This window comes from Pseudomonas sp. PvP001, from assembly GCF_040546375.1.
Lineage (GTDB): Bacteria > Pseudomonadota > Gammaproteobacteria > Pseudomonadales > Pseudomonadaceae > Aquipseudomonas > Aquipseudomonas coleopterorum.
The window spans coordinates 2,757,089-2,779,850 of sequence record NZ_JBEPNQ010000001.1; the positions used below are offsets into that span (position 1 = coordinate 2,757,089).

At 62.3% G+C, this 22,762-nt stretch carries 19 protein-coding genes and 1 pseudogene; 16 read left to right on the forward strand and 4 right to left on the reverse strand.

Translation table 11 applies throughout. The features are described from left to right. The first annotated feature begins 63 nt into the window (after positions 1 to 63). From ssuD to ssuB, 3 genes are read left to right on the forward strand one after another with little or no spacing between them, the layout of a single operon-like run. The gene (gene ssuD, locus ABMD26_RS12570; protein WP_134722013.1) at positions 64 to 1,212 is read left to right on the forward strand and encodes an FMNH2-dependent alkanesulfonate monooxygenase; all 1,149 of its coding nucleotides are present in this window, start codon (positions 64 to 66) and stop codon (positions 1,210 to 1,212) included. 9 nt (positions 1,213 to 1,221) lie between these two features. Beyond that, entirely contained in the window at positions 1,222 to 2,010 is a 789-nt protein-coding gene (gene ssuC, locus ABMD26_RS12575; protein ID WP_049860271.1) for an aliphatic sulfonate ABC transporter permease SsuC, read from the forward strand. Next, a complete protein-coding gene (gene ssuB / locus ABMD26_RS12580) occupies positions 2,007 to 2,819 on the forward strand; it encodes an aliphatic sulfonates ABC transporter ATP-binding protein (RefSeq protein ID WP_192066556.1) in 813 nt (270 codons plus the stop codon). The genes ssuC and ssuB overlap by 4 nt, the downstream gene beginning before the upstream one ends. A gap of 210 nt (positions 2,820 to 3,029) precedes the next feature. On the opposite strand, the gene ABMD26_RS12585 is transcribed toward ssuB, so the two are convergent. Continuing rightward, positions 3,030 to 4,406, reverse strand: coding sequence for a glutamine synthetase family protein (locus ABMD26_RS12585; RefSeq protein ID WP_043192283.1), 1,377 nt, complete (start codon positions 4,404 to 4,406; stop codon positions 3,030 to 3,032). A 555-nt stretch (positions 4,407 to 4,961) separates the two neighbouring features. On the opposite strand from ABMD26_RS12585, the gene ABMD26_RS12590 reads away from it, so the two are divergent. The 8 genes and pseudogenes from ABMD26_RS12590 to bipL all read left to right on the forward strand — a co-directional run bounded on the left by ABMD26_RS12590 (position 4,962) and on the right by bipL (position 14,656). Next, entirely contained in the window at positions 4,962 to 6,320 is a 1,359-nt protein-coding gene (locus tag ABMD26_RS12590) for a glutamine synthetase family protein (RefSeq protein WP_049860269.1), read from the forward strand. A gap of 16 nt (positions 6,321 to 6,336) precedes the next feature. After that, positions 6,337 to 7,701, forward strand: a complete 1,365-nt coding sequence (locus ABMD26_RS12595; RefSeq protein WP_122742946.1) for an aspartate aminotransferase family protein — start codon at positions 6,337 to 6,339, stop codon at positions 7,699 to 7,701. 214 nt (positions 7,702 to 7,915) lie between these two features. Next, positions 7,916 to 9,014, forward strand: a pseudogene (locus tag ABMD26_RS12600) (polyamine ABC transporter substrate-binding protein). A gap of 202 nt (positions 9,015 to 9,216) precedes the next feature. Next, positions 9,217 to 10,311 (forward strand): polyamine ABC transporter substrate-binding protein, encoded by a 1,095-nt coding sequence (locus ABMD26_RS12605; RefSeq protein WP_354309862.1) that lies wholly within the window; start codon positions 9,217 to 9,219, stop codon positions 10,309 to 10,311. Positions 10,312 to 10,367: 56 nt separating this feature from the next. Continuing rightward, on the forward strand, positions 10,368 to 11,510 hold the full coding sequence (gene potA / locus ABMD26_RS12610) for a polyamine ABC transporter ATP-binding protein (protein ID WP_049860266.1): 1,143 nt from the start codon (positions 10,368 to 10,370) through the stop codon (positions 11,508 to 11,510). 35 nt (positions 11,511 to 11,545) lie between these two features. Beyond that, positions 11,546 to 12,427 carry an ABC transporter permease subunit gene (locus ABMD26_RS12615; RefSeq protein ID WP_162240092.1) on the forward strand — a complete coding sequence of 294 codons (882 nt, stop codon included), beginning with the start codon at positions 11,546 to 11,548 and terminating at the stop codon, positions 12,425 to 12,427. Further along, positions 12,424 to 13,308, forward strand: coding sequence for an ABC transporter permease subunit (locus tag ABMD26_RS12620; protein ID WP_049860264.1), 885 nt, complete (start codon positions 12,424 to 12,426; stop codon positions 13,306 to 13,308). The genes ABMD26_RS12615 and ABMD26_RS12620 overlap by 4 nt, the downstream gene beginning before the upstream one ends. A 424-nt stretch (positions 13,309 to 13,732) precedes the next feature. After that, complete coding sequence (gene bipL, locus ABMD26_RS12625; protein ID WP_354309864.1) at positions 13,733 to 14,656, forward strand: phospholipase BipL; 924 nt, start codon at positions 13,733 to 13,735, stop codon at positions 14,654 to 14,656. Between the two features lie 113 nt (positions 14,657 to 14,769). On the opposite strand, the gene ABMD26_RS12630 is transcribed toward bipL, so the two are convergent. After that, positions 14,770 to 15,522, reverse strand: a complete 753-nt coding sequence (locus ABMD26_RS12630) for a DUF2059 domain-containing protein (RefSeq protein ID WP_134722009.1) — start codon at positions 15,520 to 15,522, stop codon at positions 14,770 to 14,772. Between the two features lie 130 nt (positions 15,523 to 15,652). Here ABMD26_RS12630 and ABMD26_RS12635 point away from each other — a divergent pair, with 130 nt between their 5' ends. Continuing rightward, entirely contained in the window at positions 15,653 to 16,288 is a 636-nt protein-coding gene (locus tag ABMD26_RS12635; protein WP_049860261.1) for a 2OG-Fe(II) oxygenase, read from the forward strand. 126 nt (positions 16,289 to 16,414) lie between these two features. Here ABMD26_RS12635 and serA read toward each other — a convergent pair whose 3' ends face one another. Then, entirely contained in the window at positions 16,415 to 17,644 is a 1,230-nt protein-coding gene (serA, locus tag ABMD26_RS12640) for a phosphoglycerate dehydrogenase (protein WP_049860260.1), read from the reverse strand. A 214-nt stretch (positions 17,645 to 17,858) separates the two neighbouring features. On the opposite strand from serA, the gene ABMD26_RS12645 reads away from it, so the two are divergent. From ABMD26_RS12645 to ABMD26_RS12660, 4 genes are all read left to right on the forward strand, one after another. Beyond that, entirely contained in the window at positions 17,859 to 19,253 is a 1,395-nt protein-coding gene (locus ABMD26_RS12645; RefSeq protein WP_134722008.1) for a D-2-hydroxyglutarate dehydrogenase, read from the forward strand. Positions 19,254 to 19,281: 28 nt separating this feature from the next. After that, complete coding sequence (locus ABMD26_RS12650) at positions 19,282 to 19,947, forward strand: fumarylacetoacetate hydrolase family protein (RefSeq protein WP_049860258.1); 666 nt, start codon at positions 19,282 to 19,284, stop codon at positions 19,945 to 19,947. Between the two features lie 110 nt (positions 19,948 to 20,057). After that, entirely contained in the window at positions 20,058 to 20,969 is a 912-nt protein-coding gene (locus tag ABMD26_RS12655) for an SdiA-regulated domain-containing protein (RefSeq protein ID WP_354309867.1), read from the forward strand. Between the two features lie 126 nt (positions 20,970 to 21,095). Continuing rightward, on the forward strand, positions 21,096 to 22,004 hold the full coding sequence (locus ABMD26_RS12660; RefSeq protein WP_192066570.1) for an SdiA-regulated domain-containing protein: 909 nt from the start codon (positions 21,096 to 21,098) through the stop codon (positions 22,002 to 22,004). Positions 22,005 to 22,010: 6 nt separating this feature from the next. On the opposite strand, the gene tcyN is transcribed toward ABMD26_RS12660, so the two are convergent. Then, the gene (tcyN, locus tag ABMD26_RS12665) at positions 22,011 to 22,760 is read right to left on the reverse strand and encodes an L-cystine ABC transporter ATP-binding protein TcyN (RefSeq protein WP_056844707.1); all 750 of its coding nucleotides are present in this window, start codon (positions 22,758 to 22,760) and stop codon (positions 22,011 to 22,013) included. Positions 22,761 to 22,762 lie beyond the last annotated feature (2 nt).

Genomic DNA, 22,762 nt, shown 5'->3' on the forward strand with positions numbered 1-22,762 from the left:
AACCACCGCACAATTCCACCGATGCCCCGGCACCGGTTTCGAGCCACGTCAGGAGACAACTCCATGAGCCTCAACATTTTCTGGTTTCTTCCCACCCACGGCGACGGCCATTACCTGGGCACCGCCGAAGGCGCGCGGGCGGTCGACCATGGGTATCTGCAACAGATCGCCCAGGCCGCCGATCGCCTGGGCTACGGTGGCGTACTGATTCCGACCGGGCGTTCGTGCGAAGACTCCTGGCTGGTGGCGGCCTCATTGATTCCAGTCACCCAGCGCCTGAAGTTTCTGGTAGCCCTGCGTCCGGGCATCATTTCGCCCACCGTGGCGGCGCGTCAGGCCGCGACCCTGGACCGGCTGTCCAATGGCCGCGCGCTGTTCAACCTGGTCACCGGCGGCGACCCGGACGAGCTGTCCGGCGACGGGCTGTTCCTCACCCATGAGGAACGCTATGAAGCCTCGGTGGAATTCACCCGTATCTGGCGTCGTGTGCTGGAAGGCGAAACCGTCGACTACGATGGCAAGCACCTCACCGTCAAAGGCGCCAAGCTGCTTTATCCCCCGGTGCAGCAGCCCCGTCCGCCGCTGTACTTCGGCGGCTCTTCCGACGCCGCCCAGGACCTTGCCGCCGAACAGGTGGAGATGTACCTGACCTGGGGCGAACCGCCGGCGGCCGTGGCCGAGAAGATCGCCCAGGTGCGCGAGAAGGCGGCCAAGCTCGGCCGCACCGTGCGGTTCGGGATTCGCCTGCACGTGATCGTGCGGGAAACCAACGAAGAAGCCTGGCACGCCGCCGAACGGCTGATCGCCCATGTCGACGACGACACCATTGCCCGTGCCCAGGCCTCGCTGGCGCGCTTCGACTCGGTAGGCCAACAGCGCATGGCTGCGTTGCATGGCGGCAGCAAGGACAAGCTGGAGGTGAGCCCCAACCTGTGGGCCGGCGTCGGCCTGGTTCGTGGCGGCGCCGGCACCGCGCTGGTGGGTGACGGTTCGACCGTGGCCGAGCGGGTCAAGGAGTACGCCGCGCTGGGCATCGACACCTTTATCTTCTCCGGCTACCCGCATCTGGAAGAGTCGTATCGCGTGGCCGAGTTGCTGTTCCCGCACCTGGACGTGCAGCGCCCCGAGACACCGACCGGCGCCAATTACGTCAGCCCCTTCGGTGAGATGGTGGCCAATGACATCTTGCCCAAGGCCGCGGCCAAGCGCTGAGAATCTGTCATGAGTACATCAAGCAAAATCATCCACCGGCTGGCGCCCTGGGCGCTGCCAGTGGGCCTGCTGTTGATCTGGCAGGTGGCGGTCAGCGTCGGCTGGCTGTCGACACGTATCCTGCCGGCGCCCAGCGCGGTGTTCGAGGCGGGTGTGGCGTTGTTCAAGTCCGGGGAGATCTGGACGCATCTGGCCATCAGTGGCTGGCGCGCCGGCATCGGCTTTGCCATCGGTGGCGGCATCGGCCTGGTATTGGGGCTGATCAGCGGCCTGTCGCGCTGGGGCGAGCGCCTGCTCGATACCTCGGTGCAGATGATCCGCAACGTGCCGCACCTGGCGCTCATTCCGCTGGTGATCCTGTGGTTCGGTATCGACGAGTCGGCGAAGATCTTTCTGGTGGCCTTGGGCACGTTGTTCCCGATCTACCTGAACACCTACCACGGCATCAAGAACGCCGACCCCGCATTGGTGGAAATGGCACGCAGCTATGGCCTGTCCGGGTTTCGCCTGTTCTGGCAGGTGATTCTGCCCGGAGCCTTGCCTTCCATTCTGGTCGGCGTGCGTTTCGCCCTGGGTCTGATGTGGCTGACGCTGATCGTGGCGGAAACCATTTCCGCCAGCTCGGGCATCGGCTACCTGGCCATGAACGCGCGTGAATTCCTGCAGACCGACGTCGTGGTCCTGGCCATCGTGTTGTATGCGATTCTCGGCAAACTGGCCGATCTGGCGGCGCGTGGGCTGGAACGGGTGTGGTTGCGCTGGCATCCGGCCTATCAAACCAAGGGAGGTGCGGCATGACCGTGTTCAAGGAACAACCGCAGAACCTGCGGCGCGGGATTCCCCTGGCGGTTCGTCAGTTGCGCAAGACCTTTGGCGAGCGCGAGGTGCTGCGCGACATCGACCTGAACATCCCGGCCGGGCAGTTCGTGGCCATCGTCGGTCGCAGCGGTTGCGGCAAGAGCACCTTGCTGCGCCTGCTGGCGGCCCTCGACCAGCCCACCAGCGGCCAGTTGCTGGCCGGCTCGGGTCCGCTCAGCGAGGCGCGCAACGATACTCGGCTGATGTTTCAGGAAGCTCGCTTGTTGCCGTGGAAACGGGTCATCGACAACGTTGGCCTGGGGCTTTCCGGCAACTGGCGCGAGCAGGCCCTGCAGGCGCTCGAAGCGGTGGGGCTGGCCGAACGTGCCAATGAATGGCCGGCGGCGCTGTCGGGGGGGCAGAAGCAGCGTGTGGCCTTGGCGCGGGCGCTGATCCACAAGCCGCGGCTGTTGCTGCTGGATGAACCCTTGGGTGCTCTGGATGCCCTGACGCGGATCGAGATGCAGCAGTTGATCGAGAACCTGTGGCGCAAGCACGGCTTCACCGTGTTGCTGGTGACCCACGACGTTTCCGAGGCGGTGGCGATTGCCGACCGGGTGATTCTGATCGAGGAGGGGCGTATCGGTCTGGATCTGGCCGTCGAGCTGCCGCGGCCGCGGGCTCGCGGTTCTCATCGCCTGGCGGCGTTGGAAACCGAAGTGCTCAATCGGGTATTGGCGTTGCCCGGCAATCCACCGGAGCCAGAGCCCCCATCGCCATTGCCGACCCAGTTGCGCTGGGCGCGTTGAACCGGACGCGGTACGTCAGGTAGTCCGCACGTACCGCCGACGCGGCTCGCGCCGCTGCTACAGGGACTGCATATCCAGAAGATACGGTGCTCCCCTGTAGCAGCGGCGCAAGCCGCGTCCGGGGACGACGGGGTATACCTGCTGCACCGCAGCCCAGCAAATGCGTTCGTGAACATCGCGGTATGGCAGGCATACCGCGGCACCCCGCCGTTACACCGTGTGCAGGTACCAGTTGTATTCCAAATCCGAGATGGAGTGTTCGAACTCTTCCAGCTCGCTTTCCTTGCAGGCCACGAAGATATCGATGTATTTCGGATCGATGTACTTGGCCAGCACCTCACTGTCGTCCAGCAGGCGCAGGGCATCGCGCAGGTTGGTCGGCAGGCTCTGCTCGTTCTGCTCGTAGGAGTTGCCTGTCACCGGCTCGTTGGGCTCGACTTGGTTGGTCAGGCCATGGTGCACGCCGGCCAGAACCGCAGCCATCAGCAGGTACGGGTTGGCATCGGCACCGGCGACGCGGTGTTCCAGGCGCACGGCATCCGGCGTCCCGGTGGGCACGCGCAGCGCCACGGTACGATTGTCCAGGCCCCAGCACGGGGAGTTGGGCACATAGAACTGAGCACCGAAGCGGCGGTACGAATTGACGTTCGGGCACAGGAACGCCATCGACGCGGGCAGGGTCTCGAGCACACCGCCGATCGCGTGACGCAATGCGGCGTTCTGCTCGGGATCCTCACTGGTGAAAATGTTCTTGCCGTCCTTGTCCAGGATCGAGATGTGCACGTGCAGACCGTTGCCCGCCTGGCCTGGGTAGGGCTTGGCCATGAATGTGGTGTCCATCTCATGGTCGTAGGCGATGTTCTTGATCAGGCGCTTGAGTAGCACTGCGTAATCGCAGGCCTTCATGGCGTCGGCGACGTGGTGCAGATTGACCTCGAACTGCGCCGGCGCACTTTCCTTGACGATGGCGTCGGCCGGAATGCCTTGTTCCTTCGCCCCTTCCAGAATGTCCTGCAGACAGTCCACGTACTCGTCCAGATCGTCGATCAGATACACCTGGGTCGAATGCGGACGCTTGCCGGAAATGGGTGAGCGCGGTGGTTGAGGGCGACCGTTCACGTTCTCCTGGTCGATCAGGTAGAACTCCAGCTCGAACGCGGCGCAGATGGTCAGGCCCATGGCGTCGAATTTCTCGACGACCTGGCGCAGCACTTCACGCGGATCGGCGAAGAAGGGTTCGCCTTCGAGTTCGTGCATGGTCATCAGCAGTTGCGCGGTAGGGCGCTTCTGCCAAGGCTCGTTGCACAGGGTGTCGGGGATGGGATAGCAGATCCGATCGGCATCGCCGATGTCCAGGCCGAGGCCGGTGCTTTCCACGGTGGAGCCGTTGATGTCCAGAGCAAACAGCGAGGCGGGCAGGTTGATGCCTTTCTCGTAAACCTTGTGGAGGCTGGTGCGTTCGATGCGCTTGCCGCGCACCACACCATTCATATCTGCAATCAGAAGGTCGACGTACAGAACCTCAGGATGTTCCTTAAGGAATGCGTTCGCTTCGTTGAGCTGAACGGCACGCGGGGGTACCGACATGATGCAACACCTTTGTTGTTAAAAATATCAATCATTGGGTTGAGCAGGTTTCAGTCAATCCGAAAGCCAACATGAAGTCAAGCGAGCCGGGCTTTGCCCTGAAAGGGCGCTGTTGAGCCTCTTTTGCTGCATATCAGGGCGCGTGTGACAGGCAATTAAGGCGCTTTGCAACTTCATGAAAAGTGCACGATGAAGTTTGCAGGTCGAGAGTTGTGGAAAAAAATGAACAAGGCTAAGCTCGTTTTCAACCCGTCATTTCAATAAGACCGAGGGTGAATCATGGCACGCCTGCCATTATCTGATTTCAGTCGCTGCAGCCGCCGGTTGCCAGCGGCCAGAATAATTGACAGCCCACGGCGTTGCGTCTCTGTTTTTTTGTCCGTCATGTACTGCCTTTGCCCCGAAACCGCTACCCTGAGCCTCACGTTCCGGCCGGGTATCGAAAGGCCGGGCGGGCATCGTGGTGCCCTCGCTTGACCGCTTTTCCAACGACGCCCATGCGTCAACAAGTGCCTGGCTCGCCGCGAGCCGGGTTAATGGCCTCCTGAGGTATTTATGAGTCCCAACCTCGACCAGCTCACCGATTGGTTGAAAGAACACAAGATCACCGAAGTCGAATGCCTGATCGGCGACCTCACCGGGATCACCCGCGGCAAGATCTCCCCGACCAACAAGTTCATCGCCGAAAAGGGCATGCGCTTGCCGGAAAGTGTTTTATTGCAAACTGTGACCGGCGATTATGTAGAAGACGACATCTACTACGAGTTGCTCGACCCCGCCGACATCGACATGATCTGCCGCCCCGACGAGAACGCGGTGTTTCTCGTTCCCTGGGCCATCGAGCCCACCGCGCAGGTCATCCACGACACCTACGACAAGCAGGGCAACCCCATCGAGCTGTCGCCGCGCAACGTGCTCAAGAAGGTCTTGAAGCTGTACGCGGACAAGGGCTGGCAGCCGATCGTGGCGCCGGAGATGGAGTTCTACCTGACCAAGCGCTGCGAAGACCCGGACTTCCCGCTGCAGCCGCCGATCGGCCGCTCCGGGCGTCCCGAAACCGGTCGACAGTCGTTTTCCATCGAGGCGGCGAACGAGTTCGATCCGTTGTTCGAAGACGTCTACGACTGGTGCGAGGCGCAGAACCTGGACCTCGACACGCTGATCCACGAAGACGGCACGGCGCAGATGGAGATCAATTTCCGACACGGCAATGCCCTGCACCTGGCCGACCAGATCCTGGTGTTCAAACGCACGATGCGCGAGGCCGCGCTCAAGCACAACGTGGCCGCGACCTTCATGGCCAAGCCCATGACCGGCGAGCCCGGCAGCGCCATGCACCTGCACCAGAGCATCGTCGATTCGGCCACCGGCAAGAACATCTTCGCCAACGAAGACGGCTCCATGAGCCAGCTGTTCCTGCACCACGTCGGCGGCCTGCAGAAATTCATTCCCGAACTGCTGCCGCTGTTCGCGCCCAACGTCAATTCCTTCCGCCGCTTCCTGCCCGACACCTCGGCGCCGGTCAACGTCGAGTGGGGTGAGGAAAACCGCACCGTGGGCCTGCGCGTGCCCGATGCGACCCCGCAGAACCGGCGAGTCGAGAACCGCCTGCCGGGCGCCGATGCCAACCCGTACCTGGCCATTGCCGCCAGCCTGCTGTGCGGCTACATCGGCATGGTCGAGGGCTTGAACCCGAGCGCCCCGGTCCAGGGCCGTGGCTATGAACGTCGCAACCTGCGTCTGCCGTTGACCATCGAGGATGCGCTGGAGCGCATGGAAAACTGCAAGACGGTGGAGAAATACCTGGGCAAGAAATTCGTCGTCGGCTATGTCGCGGTCAAGCGCGCCGAACACGAGAACTTCAAGCGCGTGATCAGCTCGTGGGAACGTGAGTTCCTGCTGTTCGCGGTGTGAGAAAAAGGAGCGACAGATGAGCAACAACAACCCCCAGACCCAGCATTGGCAGGACTTGAGCAGCGCCCATCACCTGGCGCCTTTCAGCGATTACACGCAGCTCAAGAACAAGGGTCCGCGGATCATCACCAAGGCCGATGGCGTGTACCTGTGGGACAGCGAAGGGCACAAGATTCTCGACGGCATGGCGGGCCTGTGGTGCGTGGCGATCGGCTACGGTCGCGAAGAACTGGTGCAGGCGGCCAGCGCGCAGATGCGTGAACTGCCGTACTACAACCTGTTCTTCCAGACCGCTCACCCGCCTGCGCTGGAGCTGGCCAAGGCCATCGCCGACCTGGCGCCCGAGGGCATGAACCATGTGTTCTTCACCGGCTCCGGCTCCGAAGGCAACGACACCGTGCTACGCCTGGTGCGCCATTACTGGGCGCTCAAGGGCAAACCCGAGAAGAAGGTGATCATCAGTCGCGTCAATGGCTACCACGGCTCCACCGTGGCTGGCGCCAGCCTGGGCGGTATGTCGGGCATGCACGAGCAAGGTGACCTGCCGATCCCGGGTATCGTGCACATCGCCCAACCCTACTGGTTCGACGAGGGGGGCGACATGACCCCCGACGAGTTCGGTGTCTGGGCCGCCGAGCAGCTGGAAAAGAAGATTCTGGAAGTGGGCGAAGACAACGTCGCGGCGTTCATCGCCGAGCCGATCCAGGGCGCCGGTGGGGTGATCATTCCGCCCGACACCTACTGGCCGAAGGTCAAGGAAGTGCTGGCGCGCTACGACATCCTGTTCGTCGCCGATGAAGTGATCTGTGGCTTTGGCCGTACCGGCCACTGGTTCGGCAGCGACTACTACGACCTGGCGCCCGACTTGATGACCATCGCCAAGGGCCTCACCAGCGGTTACATCCCCATGGGCGGGGTGATCGTGCGCGACGAGGTGGTCAAGGTGATCAACCAGGGCGGCGACTTCAACCATGGCTTCACCTATTCCGGGCACCCGGTCGCGGCGGCAGTGGGGCTGGAAAACCTGCGCATCCTGCGCGACGAGCACATCGTCGACAACGTCAGGACCGAGGCGGCACCGTATTTGCAAAAGCGTCTGCGGGAGCTGCTGGACCATCCACTGGTGGGCGAGGTCCGCGGTCTTGGCATGCTCGGGGCGATCGAACTGGTCAAGGACAAGGCCACGCGCAGCCGTCACGAGGGCCGGGGTGCCGGCATGATCTGTCGGCAGTTCTGCTTCGACAACGGACTGATCATGCGCGCGGTGGGTGACACCATGATCATTGCACCGCCGCTGGTCATCAGCCATGCCGAGATCGACGAGCTGGTGAGCAAGGCACGCCTTTGCCTTGACCTGACACTCGAAGCGCTAGGTGGCTAAATGCTAGGCTTGCCGAGGCTGACGAATTGATGCCTGCCCCTGAAGGAACAGGCTCTGCCCGCGAATGTTCGTACCCCTTGTGGGAGCGGGCTCTGCCCGCGAATGGCCGCGACACCGATTCACGCCGTTCGCAGACAGAGCCAGCGCCCACAGGGCATCGGCAGCTTCCCCAGTAATCTCGACATCGGATTTCGATAAAATTGGAGCACAACGCATGAAGATATTTGGCAAGACCCTCCTCGCCGCGGCCCTGATGGGGGCGATGGCCAGTGCTGCGCAGGCGGACGACAAGGTTCTGCACGTGTACAACTGGTCGGACTACATTGCGCCGAACACGATCAAGCAGTTCGAGGAGGAGTCGGGGATCAAGGTCGTCTACGACGTATTCGACAGCAACGAAACCCTGGAAGCCAAGTTGCTGGCCGGCAAGTCCGGCTACGATATCGTCGTGCCTTCCAACAACTTCCTGGCCAAGCAGATCAAGGCCGGCGTATACCAGGAACTGGACCGCTCCAAGCTGCCGAACTGGAAGAACCTCAACCAATCGCTGCTCAAGGCAGTGTCGGTGAGCGATCCGGACAACAAGCATGCCTTCCCGTACATGTGGGGCTCGATCGGCATTGGCTTCAATCCCGACAAGGTCAAGGCTGCCCTGGGCGCCGACGCGCCGACCAACAGCTGGGACCTGCTGTTCAAGCCTGAAAACGCGGCCAAGCTGAAGTCGTGCGGCATCAGCTTCCTCGATTCGCCGACCGAGATGTTGCCGATCGCCCTGCATTACCTGGGCTATCCGACCGACTCGCAGGACAAGAAGCAGCTCGCCGAAGCCGAAGCGCTGTTCCTCAAGGTGCGTCCTTCGATCGGTTACTTCCACTCCTCCAAGTACATCTCCGACCTGGCCAACGGCAACATCTGCGTGGCCGTGGGTTACTCGGGTGACATCTACCAGGCCAAGTCGCGCGCCGAAGAGGCCGGCGGCAAGGTCAAGGTCAGCTACAACATTCCCAAGGAAGGTGCTGGCAGCTTCTTCGACATGGTCGCCATTCCCAAGGATGCCGAGAACGTCGAGGGCGCCTACAAGTTCATGACCTTCCTGATGAAGCCGGAAGTCATGGCCGAGATCACCAACAGCGTGCAGTTTCCCAACGGTAACCAGGCTGCAACGGCATTGGTGGATAAAGCCATCAGCGAAGATCCAGGTATCTACCCGCCACGCCGACGTGCAGGCCAAGCTGTACGCCATCGCCGATCTGCCTGCGGCAACGCAGCGCATCATGACGCGCAGCTGGACGAAGATTAAGTCGGGCAAATAAGCCGGGCGCGTATTGCGCTTCGTCATTCGCGGCCGATGACCGCTCCTACGGGGGATATGAACAGTCTGTAGGAGCGGTCCGTGGCCGCGAAGGGCGTAATTCGATCTCGGCCCAGGTGAATCAGCAATTGCGGCGTGCGCGCATGGGCTGTAAGTTGCGCGCCGGTTTGTCTTATAGAACAAACGCTTGAGAGGACCTCCACTTGTCACACTCTTTGTTTCGCAAGGCCATGCTGATCGGTGCGGGTCTGACCCTGGCGCTCAATGCCCAAGCGGCAGGCACCGTGCACATCTACAACTGGTCCGATTACATCGGCGAAAGCACCCTGGCGGATTTCGAAGCCGCGACCGGTATCAAGCCGATCTACGACGTGTTCGACTCCAACGAAACCCTGGAAGGCAAGTTGCTGGCGGGCCACACCGGCTACGACGTGGTAGTGCCGTCCAACCATTTCCTGGGCAAACAGATCAAGGCCGGGGCTTTCCAGAAGCTGGACAAGACCCAACTGACAAATTACGCCAACCTGGATCCGGTGCTACTCAAGCGCCTGGAAAAGAACGATCCGGGCAACCAGTACGCCGTGCCCTACCTGTGGGGTACCAACGGCATCGGTTACAACGTGGACAAGATCAAGGAAGTGCTGGGTGTCGACAAGATCGATTCCTGGGCCATGGTGTTCGAGCCTGAAAACATCAAGAAGCTGTCCAAGTGCGGCGTCGCTTTCCTCGACTCGCCCGACGAGATGTTTCCAGCCGTGCTCAACTACATGGGCCTGGACCCCAACACCACCGACGAGAAGCTGTACAAGAAAGCCGAGGAGAAGCTGCTCAAGGTCCGTCCCTACGTGACCTACTTCCATTCCTCCAAGTACATCAGCGACCTGGCCAACGGCAACATCTGCGTGGCCGTGGGCTATTCCGGCGACGTGTTCCAGGCCAAGTCGCGTGCCGAGGAAGCGGGCAAGGGCATCAACCTGGCCTATTCGATTCCCAAGGAAGGCGGCAACCTGTGGTTCGACATGCTGGCCATCCCCGCCGATGCGCCGGATGCCAAGCAGGGCCTGGCGTTCATCGACTACCTGTTGAAACCGGAGGTGATTGCCAAGGTCAGCGACTATGTCGGCTATGCCAACCCCAACCTCAAGTCCGGCGAGTTCATGGATCAGGATGTGCGCAACGACGAGTCGGTCTATCCGCCACAGGCCATTCAGGACAAGCTTTACGTCAACGTCGAGCTGCCGCCCAAGGTGCAGCGCTTGATGACCCGCAGCTGGACCAAGGTCAAGTCGGGCAAATAAATACCCAGGGCGGCCCGATCCAGAGCCGCCCTCACTCAAGTTTGGGAGTTTCGTGAATGGCTGTTGCCTCCAGCGCCTACAAAAAAGCCCTAGAAGGCAGCCAGCAACCGAAGAAGGTGCTGGTCCGGATCGAAAAGGTCACGAAGAAATTCGACGAAACGGTGGCCGTGGACGACGTGTCCCTGGAAATCAATCAGGGTGAGATCTTTGCCTTGCTGGGCGGTTCCGGCTCCGGCAAGTCCACCTTGCTGCGCATGCTGGCAGGCTTCGAACGGCCGACCGAGGGGCGTATCTTCCTCGATGGCGTGGACATCACCGACATGCCGCCCTACGAGCGGCCGATCAACATGATGTTCCAGTCCTATGCGTTGTTCCCGCACATGACGGTGGCGCAGAACATCGCCTTCGGCCTCAAGCAGGACAAGCTGCCGGCCGCCGAGATCGACGCACGCGTGGCGGAAATGCTCAAGCTGGTGCAGATGACCCAGTACGGCAAGCGCAAGCCCCATCAACTGTCCGGCGGCCAGCGTCAGCGCGTTGCGCTGGCCCGCTCGCTGGCGAAGAAGCCCAAGCTGTTGCTGCTCGACGAGCCGATGGGTGCGCTGGACAAGAAGCTGCGTTCGCAGATGCAACTGGAACTGGTGGAGATCATCGAACGGGTCGGTGTGACCTGTGTGATGGTGACCCACGACCAGGAAGAGGCCATGACCATGGCCCAGCGCATCGCCATCATGCACCTGGGCTGGATCGCCCAGATCGGCAGCCCGATCGATATCTACGAAACCCCCACCAGCCGCCTGGTGTGCGAGTTCATCGGCAACGTCAACCTGTTCGAAGGCCAGGTGGTCGAGGACATGGAAGGCTACGCGTTGATCAGCAGCCCGGAGCTGGAACGCAGCATCTATGTCGGCCATGGTGTGAGTACCGCCGCCGAAGACAAGAACGTGACCTACGCGATTCGTCCGGAAAAGATGCTGGTGACCACCGAGCAACCGGCCACCGAGCACAACTGGTCGCGCGGCAAGGTCCATGACATCGCCTACCTGGGCGGTCATTCGGTGTTCCACGTGCAGTTGCCGTGCGGCAAGCTGGTGCAGTCGTTCGTGGCCAACGCCGAGCGCCGCGGCGCCCGCCCGACCTGGGACGACGAAGTGTTCGTCTGGTGGGAAGACGACAGCGGCGTGGTACTGCGCTCATGAAGCTGCGCAAGATCAAACGCAAGCTCAAGCGGATCATCCCCGACGGTCGCCAGATGGTCATTGGCGTACCGTTCCTGTGGCTGTTCCTGTTCTTCATGCTGCCGTTCTTCATCGTGCTCAAGATCAGCTTCGCCGAAGCCGACGTGGCGATCCCGCCGTACACCGAAATCTGGAGCTACGCCGAACAGAAATTCCAGCTGGTCTTGAATTTCGCCAACTATGCGCTGCTCACCGAGGACGACCTGTACATCTCGGCCTATCTGGGCTCGTTGAAGATGGCTTTCTTCAGCACGCTGATCTGCCTGTTGGTCGGCTACCCCATGGCCTATGCCATCAGCAAGGCGCGCAAGGACCTGCAGACGGTGCTGTTGCTGCTGATCATGATGCCGACCTGGACCGCCATCCTGATTCGCGTGTATGCCTGGATGGGCATCCTGAGCAACAACGGTCTGCTCAACGCCTTTCTGCTGTGGCTGGGGGTGATCGATCAGCCCTTGCAGATCCTCAACACCAACCTGGCGGTGTACATCGGTGTGGTCTATGCGTACTTGCCGTTCATGATCCTGCCGTTGTTCGCCAACCTGGTGAAGCATGACAACAGCCTGCTGGAAGCGGCCTCCGACTTGGGCTCCAGCACGTTCAACAGCTTCTGGAAGATAACCGTGCCGCTGTCCAAGAACGGCATCATTGCCGGTTGCATGCTGGTATTCATTCCAGTAGTCGGCGAGTTCGTGATTCCCGAGCTGCTCGGTGGCCCGGAAACCCTGATGATCGGCCGTGTGTTGTGGCAGGAGTTCTTCAACAACCGCGACTGGCCCGTCGCCTCGGCGCTGGCGGTGCTGATGCTGGCGATTCTGATCGTGCCCATCGTGCTGTTCAACCGCAGCCAGGCCAAAGAGCTGGAGGGCAAGGCATGAAGCGTTTCGGGTTCTCCAAACTGATCCTGATACTGGGGCTGATCTTCATCTATGCCCCGATGTTGATCCTGGTCATCTATTCCTTCAACGCCTCGCGTCTGGTGACGGTGTGGGGCGGTTGGTCGGTGCAGTGGTACGTCGGCCTGCTGGACAACGCCCAACTGATGGGTGCCGTCATGCGCTCGCTGGAAATCGCCTGCTACACGGCGGTGACAGCTGTGGCGCTGGGCACCATGGCGGCGTTCGTGCTGACCCGTATCAGTCGCTTCAGGGGCCGCACGATGTTCGGCGGCCTGGTGACCGCGCCGCTGGTGATGCCCGAGGTGATCACCGGTCTGTCGTTGCTGCTGCTGTTCGTGGCCATGGCGCAAGTCATCGGCTGGCCGCAGGAGCGCGGCATCGCCACGATCTGGATCGCCCATACCACTTTCTGTGCTTCGTACGTGGCGGTGGTGGTGTCCTCGCGGCTGCGTGAACTGGACCTGTCGATCGAAGAGGCCGCCATGGACCTGGGCGCACGGCCGTGGAAGGTGTTCTTTCTGATCACCATCCCGATGATCGCGCCATCGCTGGCGGCCGGTGGGATGATGTCGTTCGCACTGTCGCTGGATGACCTGGTACTGGCCAGCTTCGTATCCGGACCGGGCTCCACGACGCTGCCGATGGAAGTGTTCTCGGCGGTGCGCCTGGGCGTGAAGCCCGAGATCAACGCGGTGGCCAGCCTGATTCTGCTGGCGGTGTCGTTGGTGACATTCCTGGTCTGGTACTTCGGTCGTCAGGCTGAAGAGCGGCGCCGCAAGGCGATCCAGCAAGCCATCGAGGAAAGTGCGGCGAACTCCTGGCAGCAGCCCAAGGCACAGCGGCCGGTGGCGTCGGTTTGATGGGGTAGGGCGCTGGATCTTCACCGCCCTTGAGGGCCTCTTCGCGGGCAGAGGGCTCGCCGCCCGCCCCGTTCCCACAGGTACAGTGCGGGTTTATTGTGGGAGGGGGCCTCTTCGCGGGCAGAGCCCGCTCCCACAGGTACGGTACAGCGCGGGTTTATTGTGGGAGGGGGCTTCTTCGCGGGCAGAGCCCGCTCCCACAAGTACGGTACAGTGCGGGTTTATTGTGGGAGCGGGTCTCTTCGCGGGCAGAGCCCGCTCCCACAGGTACGGTACAGCGCGGGTGTATTGTGGGAGGGGGCTTCTTCGCGGGCAGAGCCCGCTCCCACAGGTACGGTACAGTGCGGGTTTATTGTGGGAGCGGGTCTCTGCCCGCGAAGAGGCCGGCCTGATCAGCACTCGTATTGCCTTGGAACAATCATCCATGCCCTCTGCATTCCATCCCGACACCCTACGCAATTCCCTGCCACCCTTGGCCACCCGACAGCCGCTGTCCGATGAGGCTCAGGCCTACCAGCGCTTCTATCAGCTAGACCTGCCGGTACAAAGCTGGCTGGGTCGTTTCAGCGCTGCCGGCTTCGATTTGGTGGCCCAAGTCTGGCTGCCGCAACGACCCATTGCCACGCTCTTCGTCATGCACGGTTTCTACGACCACATGGGGCTGTACCGGCACGCTGTGCAATGGGCCTTGGGACGCGGCTTCGCGGTCATTTCCTGCGATCTGCCAGGTCATGGCCTGTCCAGCGGAGAGCGGGCCAGCATCCACAACTTCGCCGATTACCAGGCGACCCTCGATGGCCTGTTCGCCGAAGCGAGCCTGCTGCAGTTGCCCCAGCCATGGCACCTGCTGGGCCAGAGCACCGGTGGCGCAATCATCATCGACCATCTGCTGTACCACGGGGCACGGTCACCGGCACAAGGGCAGGTGCTGTTGATGGCGCCGCTGGTGCGGCCGGTGGCGTGGGGCCTGTCCAAGCTCAGCTATCGTCTGCTCAAGCCTTTCGTCAACGGCATTGCGCGGCGTTTCAGCGCCAATAGCAACGACGTGGATTTTCTGCCGTTTCTGCAGGCCGATCCGTTGCAACCCCGGCGCCTGCCAACGGCATGGGTGGGTGCGTTGGTGCAATGGGTGCGACACATCGAAGCCGCGCCGCGCAGTCCGCGGACGGTGGTGATCGTGCAGGGGGATGACGATGACACCGTGGACTGGCGGCATAACCTCAAGGTACTGCGCGGCAAGTTCGATGAGGTGCATGTGTTGCAGGTGGAGGGGGGCAAGCATCATCTGGTCAATGAGGTGCTGCCGATTCGCACGCAGTGTTTCAAGTTTTTTGACAAGAATCTGTAACCCCGTCGATCCATTCGCGGGCAGAGCCCCGCTCCCACACAGGCATTAGTGGATCCGGTGGGAGCGGGGCGGGCGGCGAGCCCTTTGCCCGCGAATAGGCCCGCATGGCCACGCTAAGCCCCAGGCCGGCCCTGTGCCTGGCCGACCGCCAATCCTGCCCGTACCGCCTCCAGGGCGGCCTGATAATAAGCCTGCCCGGCGGCAGACTCGGCGAAGTCGACGAACTCTTCCAGCTCCGGATCGGACAGATCGCGGTACACGTACAGCAGCGTGTTGTTCAAATCGATGCCGATCTGCTGTTGCAGTCGCTCGCGCTGGCCATCGAGCAAACCCGCGGCCTGACCGCCTCCCAGCAGGCCTGGAATCATCGAACTGAGGCTGTCGGCGGCTACCCCGGCGATCGCCAGGCTGACCTCTGCACCGGCCTGGCGGGCGGGCAGGGCCTGGGCCAGGTGGCCGATCAACAGCGCGCGGGTGGATTCGACCTGCAGTTTCGGCAAACCTTGGGCGTTCTTGGCCAGTTGGTCACTGCGGGTGGCGAGCAGTTCGGCGGCGACGATCTTGCGGCCCAATGGCGACTCGAAGAAGGCGAGGGCAGGCTTGGGATCGGCCAACCCCTGGCGCAGCCGCGCTTCAGCACGCTGGTCCATGGCCTGGGCCGCAAAGCGTTGGTCGCTGTTGCTCACCAGTGCCTGAAACACGGCCGGTGGCAGGCTGCTCTGGTAACGCTGCTGGGCCGCCTTGAGGGCATCGCTGAAATGCGCCCTTTGTTCAGGCCAGCCGGCAGCCTTGTACAGCAAGTCGTGGTCGTCGGCCCAGGCAGGCGTCGTACTGAACATCATCAAGAACACAAGGACGCGGCGCATAGGGACTCCTGTCGGCAAGGGGCCATTGTCCGTGGCATTGCCAGGCTTTGTCGAGATGTGACACAGGCATCGCGCCTGGATGCATCGACACTGTGCAAGCCTCTGTCGGTTTTGCGGGCGTATGGATACTATGCCGGGCATGCAAATACCTTCTGACCATCCGCTGCTGCTGCGCATCGTCGACGACCTGGCCGAGCAGGGTTGGTCGCAGCAGGAACTCTTCGTGCCCCAGGCTTTGACCCTGGCGCTGGCGGCTGAATGTCGTACCCGTCATGCCCAGGGCGAGTTGGCGCCAGCGGCGGTCGGGCGTGGCCCGTCCCAGGAGATTCGCGAAGGCATTCGTGGTGATCGCATCCAGTGGATCGAGCCGGGCGAAGCGCTGCCGTGCGACACCTACCTGGCGGTCATGGACAGCCTGCGTGAAGCCCTGAACCGGGGTCTGTTCCTGGGGCTGGAAGACTTCGAATGCCACTTCGCCCTGTACCCGCCGGGCAGCGTTTACCTACGTCATCTGGACCGGTTTCGCGACGATGACCGGCGCATGGTTTCAGCGGTGCTGTACCTGAACGATGCGGATTGGAGCGAAGCGGACGGGGGGCAATTGCGCATGTACCTGCAAGGCGACACGGCGTACGACGTGCAGCCGATCGGTGGCACGCTGGTGGTGTTTCTTTCCGGAGAGGTGCCGCACGAAGTGATGCCGGCGCAGCGCAATCGGCTGTCGCTGACCGGCTGGTTTCGGCGGCGAGGCAATGAGCCGTTCTGATACACCGCCTCGCCTGGTTCGCGGCTACCAGCCGCTCCTACAGGAGATCTGGGTTGATTGCAGGAGCGGCTAGCAGCCGCGAACCAGACGACGCGGTGTGCCAGGCACACCGCAATCCGGTCGCTATCAGAACAGTACGCGGCAACGAATGGTCCCGGTGACCTGTTGCAGTTTTTCCTGCGCAAGATCCGAGTATTCGGCGTCGACGTCGATCACCACGTAGCCGACCTTTTCGTTGGTCTGCAGGAACTGGCCGGAGATGTTGATGGCGTTCTCGGCGAAGACCTTGTTGATCTCCATCATCACGCCCGGCACGTTTTCGTGGATGTGCAGCAGGCGGTGCTTGCCCGGGTGTGCCGGCAGGGCCACTTCGGGGAAGTTGACCGACGACACCGAAGTGCCGTTGTCGCTGTACTTGACCAGCTTCTCGGCCACTTCCAGACCGATGTTGGCCTGCGCTTCGGCCGTGGAGCCGCCGATGTGCGGGGTCAGGATGACGTTGTCCAGGCCACGCAGCGGGCTTTCGAAGACGTCGTCGTTGGAGCGTGGCTCGACAGGGAACACGTCGATGGCGGCGCCGATCAGGTGCTTGTCCTTGATCGCCTCGGCCAGTGCGTCGAGCTCGACCACGGTGCCGCGCGCGGCGTTGATCAGGATGCCGCCCTTCTTGATGGCGCGGATTTCCTTCTCGCCGATCATCCACTGGGTGGCGGCGGTTTCAGGCACGTGCAGGGTGACGATGTCGCTCATGCCCAGCAGGTCGGTCAGGCTGCCGACCTGAGTGGCGTTGCCCAGCGGCAGCTTGGTCACGGTGTCGTAGAAGTACACCTGCATGCCCAGGCCTTCGGCCAGGACCGAGAGTTGGGTACCGATCGAGCCATAGCCGATGATGCCCAGCTTCTTGCCACGGATCTCGAAGGAATTCGCCGCGCTCTTGATCCAGCCGCCACGGTGGCAGGAAGCGTTCTTCTCGGGGATGCCGCGCAGCAGCAAAATGGCCTCGGCCAGTACCAGCTCGGCCACGGAGCGGGTGTTGGAGTACGGCGCGTTGAACACGGCGATGCCGCGCTCGCGGGCAGCAGCCAGGTCGACCTGATTGGTGCCGATGCAGAAGCAGCCCACGGCCACCAGTTTCTTCGCGCAGTCGAACAGCTCTTCGGTCAGCTGGGTGCGTGAGCGAATGCCGATGAAGTGCGCGTCGGCGATCTTTTCCTTGAGTTCGGCTTCGGGCAGCGACTTGGTGTGGTACTCGATGCTGGTGTAGCCGGCAGCCTTGAGGACGTCCACGGCGGATTGGTGGACGCCTTCGAGAAGAAGGAACTTGATCTTGCTCTTGTCGAGGGAAGTCTTGCTCATCTGCGTAAACCTGTGTCCCGAAAAAAATGGCAGGAAGTGAAGCGGCGCGCACCGGGCCAGAGCTCGATTGGCGGGGTGCGTATGCTAGCATAGCCTCCCTGTCGTACGCCCATCCTGGGTCATGAGCCGTTCTCAGGGTGACTATGAATGGTTCGAGGTTTGACGGGCCGCGAACCGCTCGATTCGTGAAACCTTCACTTCCAGAGTCGCGTCCATGAACAGCCACGCCCTGATCGATGAACTCAAGACCCTGCTCGAGCCCGGCAAGGTCCTCACCGATGCCACCTCCCTCGACACCTACGGCAAGGACTGGACCAAACAGTACGCCCCGGCCCCCAGCGCCATCGCCTTTCCCAAGACCATCGAACAGGTCCAGGCCATCGTTCGCTGGGCCAACCAGCGCCAGGTCGCGCTGGTGCCCTCCGGCGGCCGCACCGGTCTGTCGGCGGCAGCGGTGGCGGCCAACGGCGAAGTGGTGGTGTCGTTCGACTACATGAACAAGGTGCTCGAATTCAACGCCACCGACCGCACCGTGGTGTGCCAGCCGGGTGTCATCACCAAGCAGTTGCAGAATCTGGCCGAAGAAAACGGCCTGTACTACCCGGTGGACTTCGCCTCGTCGGGGTCCAGCCAGATCGGCGGCAACATCGGTACCAACGCTGGCGGCATCAAGGTCATCCGCTACGGCATGACGCGCAACTGGGTGGCGGGCCTCAAGGTCGTCACCGGCCAGGGCGATCTGCTGGAACTGAACAAGGACCTGGTCAAGAACGCCACCGGCTACGACCTGCGTCAGCTGTTCATCGGTGCAGAGGGCACCCTGGGCTTCATCGTCGAGGCCACCATGCGCCTGGACCGCGCGCCGAAGAACCTCACCGCGATGGTGCTCGGCACCGCCGACTTCGACGCGATCATGCCGGTGCTGCACGCGTTCCAGGGCAAGCTCGACCTCACGGCGTTCGAGTTCTTCTCCGACAAGGCTTTGGCCAAGGTGCTGGGCCGCGGCGACGTGCCGGCGCCGTTCGAAACGGCCTGCCCGTTCTATGCCCTGCTGGAATTCGAAGCCACCACCGACGACATCGCCGACACCGCGCTGGCCACCTTCGAGCACTGCGTGGAGCAGGGCTGGGTGCTGGATGGGGTGATGAGCCAGAGCGAGCAGCAGTTGCGCAACCTGTGGAAGCTGCGCGAGTACATTTCCGAAACCATTTCCCATTGGGTGCCGTACAAGAACGACATCTCGGTGACCATTTCCAAGGTGCCGGCCTTCCTGCGCGAAATCGACGCCATCGTCAGCGAACGCTACCCGGCCTTCGACGTACTGTGGTACGGCCACATCGGCGACGGCAACCTGCACCTGAACATCCTCAAGCCCGAGCACATGGACAAGGACGCGTTCTTCGCCGAGTGCGCGCTGGTCAATACCGAAGTCTTCGAAACCGTACGCAAGTACAACGGCTCCATCTCCGCCGAGCATGGCGTGGGCATGGTCAAGCGCGACTACCTGCAATACAGCCGTTCGCCGGTCGAAATCCAGTACATGAAGGCCATGAAGGCCGTGTTCGACCCCAACGGGGTCATGAACCCGGGCAAGATCTTTTCCATTTGATGCGTTCATCTGAGCAGAGGTTCGAGCAATGAGCTACCAGCACCAGTACATCGATGGCACCCGTATCCACTTTCCGCTGGGCAAGGTGGTGTGCATCGGCCGCAACTACGCCGAACACGCCAAGGAACTGGACAACCCGATCCCGACCGAACCGCTGCTGTTCATCAAGCCCAGCAGCTGCGTGGTGCCATTGCAGGAAACCTTCAGCATTCCCACCGACCGCGGCGCGGTGCACTACGAGGCCGAGATCGCGGTGCTGCTGGGCAAGTCCCTGAGCACCCGGCCCAGTGTCGAAGAAGTCATCGATGCCATCTCCGGCTTCGCCCCGGCGCTGGACCTGACCTTGCGCGACGTCCAGTCACGCCTGCGCGAGAAAGGCCTGCCGTGGGAGATCGCCAAGTCGTTCGACGGCGCCGCGGTGATCGCACCCTTCGTGTCGGCGGCAAGCTTCCCTGACCTCACCAACATCCCGATACGCCTGACCATCGACGGCGAAGTGCGCCAGGACGGCAACAGCAGCCTGATGCTCAACCCCATCGTACCAATGATCCAATACATGGCCGGATGCTTCTCGCTGCAGGCCGGCGACGTCATTCTCACCGGCACCCCGGCCGGGGTCGGTCCGCTCGAAGTCGGCGCGGATATCGTGCTGGAACTGCCGGGTGTCAGCCGCTTCGAAAGCCGCGTTCAGTAGTCGCGCCGCGCCTCACTTTTTTTTGACATTCGATCTGGATAATGCCCCCACCCCAGTGGGTGCATCGTCCAGATGTGCCCGCATGAATCCATCTCCAGCAAGGGTACTCCATGGTCCGCGCCGCGCTGCATTCATCCCGCCCCCTGTACAAACGTTGGTACCTGTGGACCCTGCTGGTGCTGCTGATCGGCTACATCGTCGCCGTGATCCTGCACTGGGACGACCGGGCCGAGCTGTGGGTGCAGGAGTGGACGCAGAACAGCGCGCAGCGCAAGGCCAGCATCTGGTTGCCCGACTACAAGGCCGTGATCGACGGCAAGCACCTGCCGGGCATGGAAGGCGACGAGGCTTCGGATATCACCTATCACTCCGGCACCCGCACGCTGTTCGCGGTCATGGGCAAGAATCCCTACCTGACCGAACTGAGCCTGCAGGGCGACGTGTTGCGCAAGATGCCACTCAACGGCTGGAAAAATCCGGAGGCGGTCACGGCGCTGCCCGACGGGCGCCTGGCGATCATCGACGAGCGCCAGCACCAGTTGACCGTGGTCAAGGTCGACGCCGATACCCGCGAGCTGAACATCGCCGATTTCGCATCCTTCGACCTCGGCCCTTCGACGGACCAGAACAAGGCTTTCGAAGCGGTGGCCTGGGATCCGCACAACCAGCGCCTGCTGCTGGGCGAAGAGCGCCCGCCCGCGCTGTTCTCGCTGAAGCTGGGCAGCGATGGCCAGCCCACCGGCGAGAAGCAGCGCCTCGATGCGCCCGACCTGGACATGCGCAACCTCTCGGCGCTGGCAGTGGATCCTCGTACCGGCCACCGCCTGCTGCTGTCGGCCGACTCGCACTTGCTGATGGAATACGACGAAGCAGGCAAGCAGTGGAGCTTCATGACCCTGCTGGGCGGCATGAACGGCCTCAAGGACACCATTCCCCGCGCCGAAGGGGTAACCATCGATGACGAGGGCACCCTGTACCTGGTGAGCGAGCCGAACCTGTTCTACGTGTTGCGCAAGCAGTGAGCCTCTGGGCGTGTTTCTCGGTCCCGTGATATGGGAATATTTCCTACACGTTTATCAGTCGAAACTTAAGCTTGGCTTCATCGTTTAGTGGTTTGATGCGCACACTTCATTCAAGAGCCCGACGCAATGCGTTTCTTCGTCCGACCCATTCACCTGCTGCTGATCGCGGCACTGATCGCGCTGATCTGCGCCTTCGCTGCACTGCACCACTTTCGCTGGCTCGAACGCGCCAGTTTCAACGTAGAACGCTGGCTCGGCGGGCCCTTGCCGGGCGCCATCGATCTGGACAGCTATCAGGTGGACATCGAGGCCAAGGTGATCGAAGGCCTGGACGACGACATTTCGGCGCTCACCTTCGACCCATCGCGCAAGACCCTGTTCACCGTCACCAACCAGCGCTCGGAGCTGATCGAACTGTCGCTGCAGGGCAAAATCCTGCGGCGGATCGAGCTGGTCGGGTTCGGTGACCCGGAAGCGGTCGAGTACATCAGCCCCGGTGTCTATGTGATCACCGACGAGCGCCAGCAACGGCTTATCAAGATCAACATCGACGACACCACGCAGGTCCTCGATGCGCAGCACGCCGAGCAGTTGAGCCTCAACTTCGGCGGCCGCAGCAACAAGGGTTTCGAAGGGCTGGCCTACGATTCGGCCGGCAAGCGCCTGTTCGTGGCGCGTGAGCGCGACCCCATGCTGATCTACGAGGTGCAGGGCTTTCCGCGGGGGGTGAGTGACAAGCCGCTGGACGTGCAGGTCACCCAGGACCGCCGGCGCGATGCCGGGCTGTTCGTGCGTGATCTTTCCAGCCTGCAGTACGACGAGCGCAGTGGTCACCTGCTGGCACTCTCGGACGAGTCGCTGCTGGTGGTCGAACTGGACGTGCAGGGGCGGCCCCTGAGCACCATGTCGCTGCGCAAGGGCCACCAGGGTTTGAGCAAGAGCGTGCCGCAGCCCGAAGGCATCGCCATGGACGACGATGGCAACCTGTACATGGTCAGCGAACCGAACCTGTTCTACGTGTTCCGCAAACGCTGAGCGGTATTACCGCTCGGGGTGCAGGAATTTATCGAGAAACTGCCGGGTCCGCGCCTGCTGCGGGTTGGCGAACAGCTCACGGGCCGGACCCTGTTCCACGATCACGCCCTGGTCGAAGAACACCACGCGGTTGGCCACGTCCCGGGCGAACTGCATCTCGTGGGTGACGATGACCATGGTCCGCCGTTCCTGCGCCAGGCCTCGAATGGTCGCCAGCACCTCGCCGACCAGCTCCGGATCGAGCGCCGAGGTCGGCTCGTCGAACAGGATCACCTGCGGCTGCATGGCCAGTGCCCTGGCAATCGCCACGCGCTGCTGCTGGCCCCCCGACAGCCGTCTCGGATAGGCGTCCTCCTTGCCGGCCAGACCCACCTTTGCCAACAGGCTGCGGCCCAGTTCGACCGCTTCGGCCATGGCCGTTTTCTTGACCACCACCGGCCCTTCGATGACGTTTTCCAGTGCAGTGCGGTGGGGGAACAGGTTGAAGTTTTGAAAGACGAAGCCCACCTGCTGGCGCAGCTCGCGAATCAAGCCTTGCTGCTGTGCCACGCGGGCACCGTCGATTTCGATGTCGCCCACGCGGATGCGGCCGCTGGTGGGTGTTTCCAGCAGGTTCAGGCAGCGCAGGAAGGTCGTCTTGCCCGAACCGCTGGGGCCGATGATGGCCACCACTTCGCCGGCGGCGATCTCCAGATCGATGCCCTTGAGCACCGTGTGACCATTGAACTGCTTGGTCAGGCCCTTTACCACGATCATTG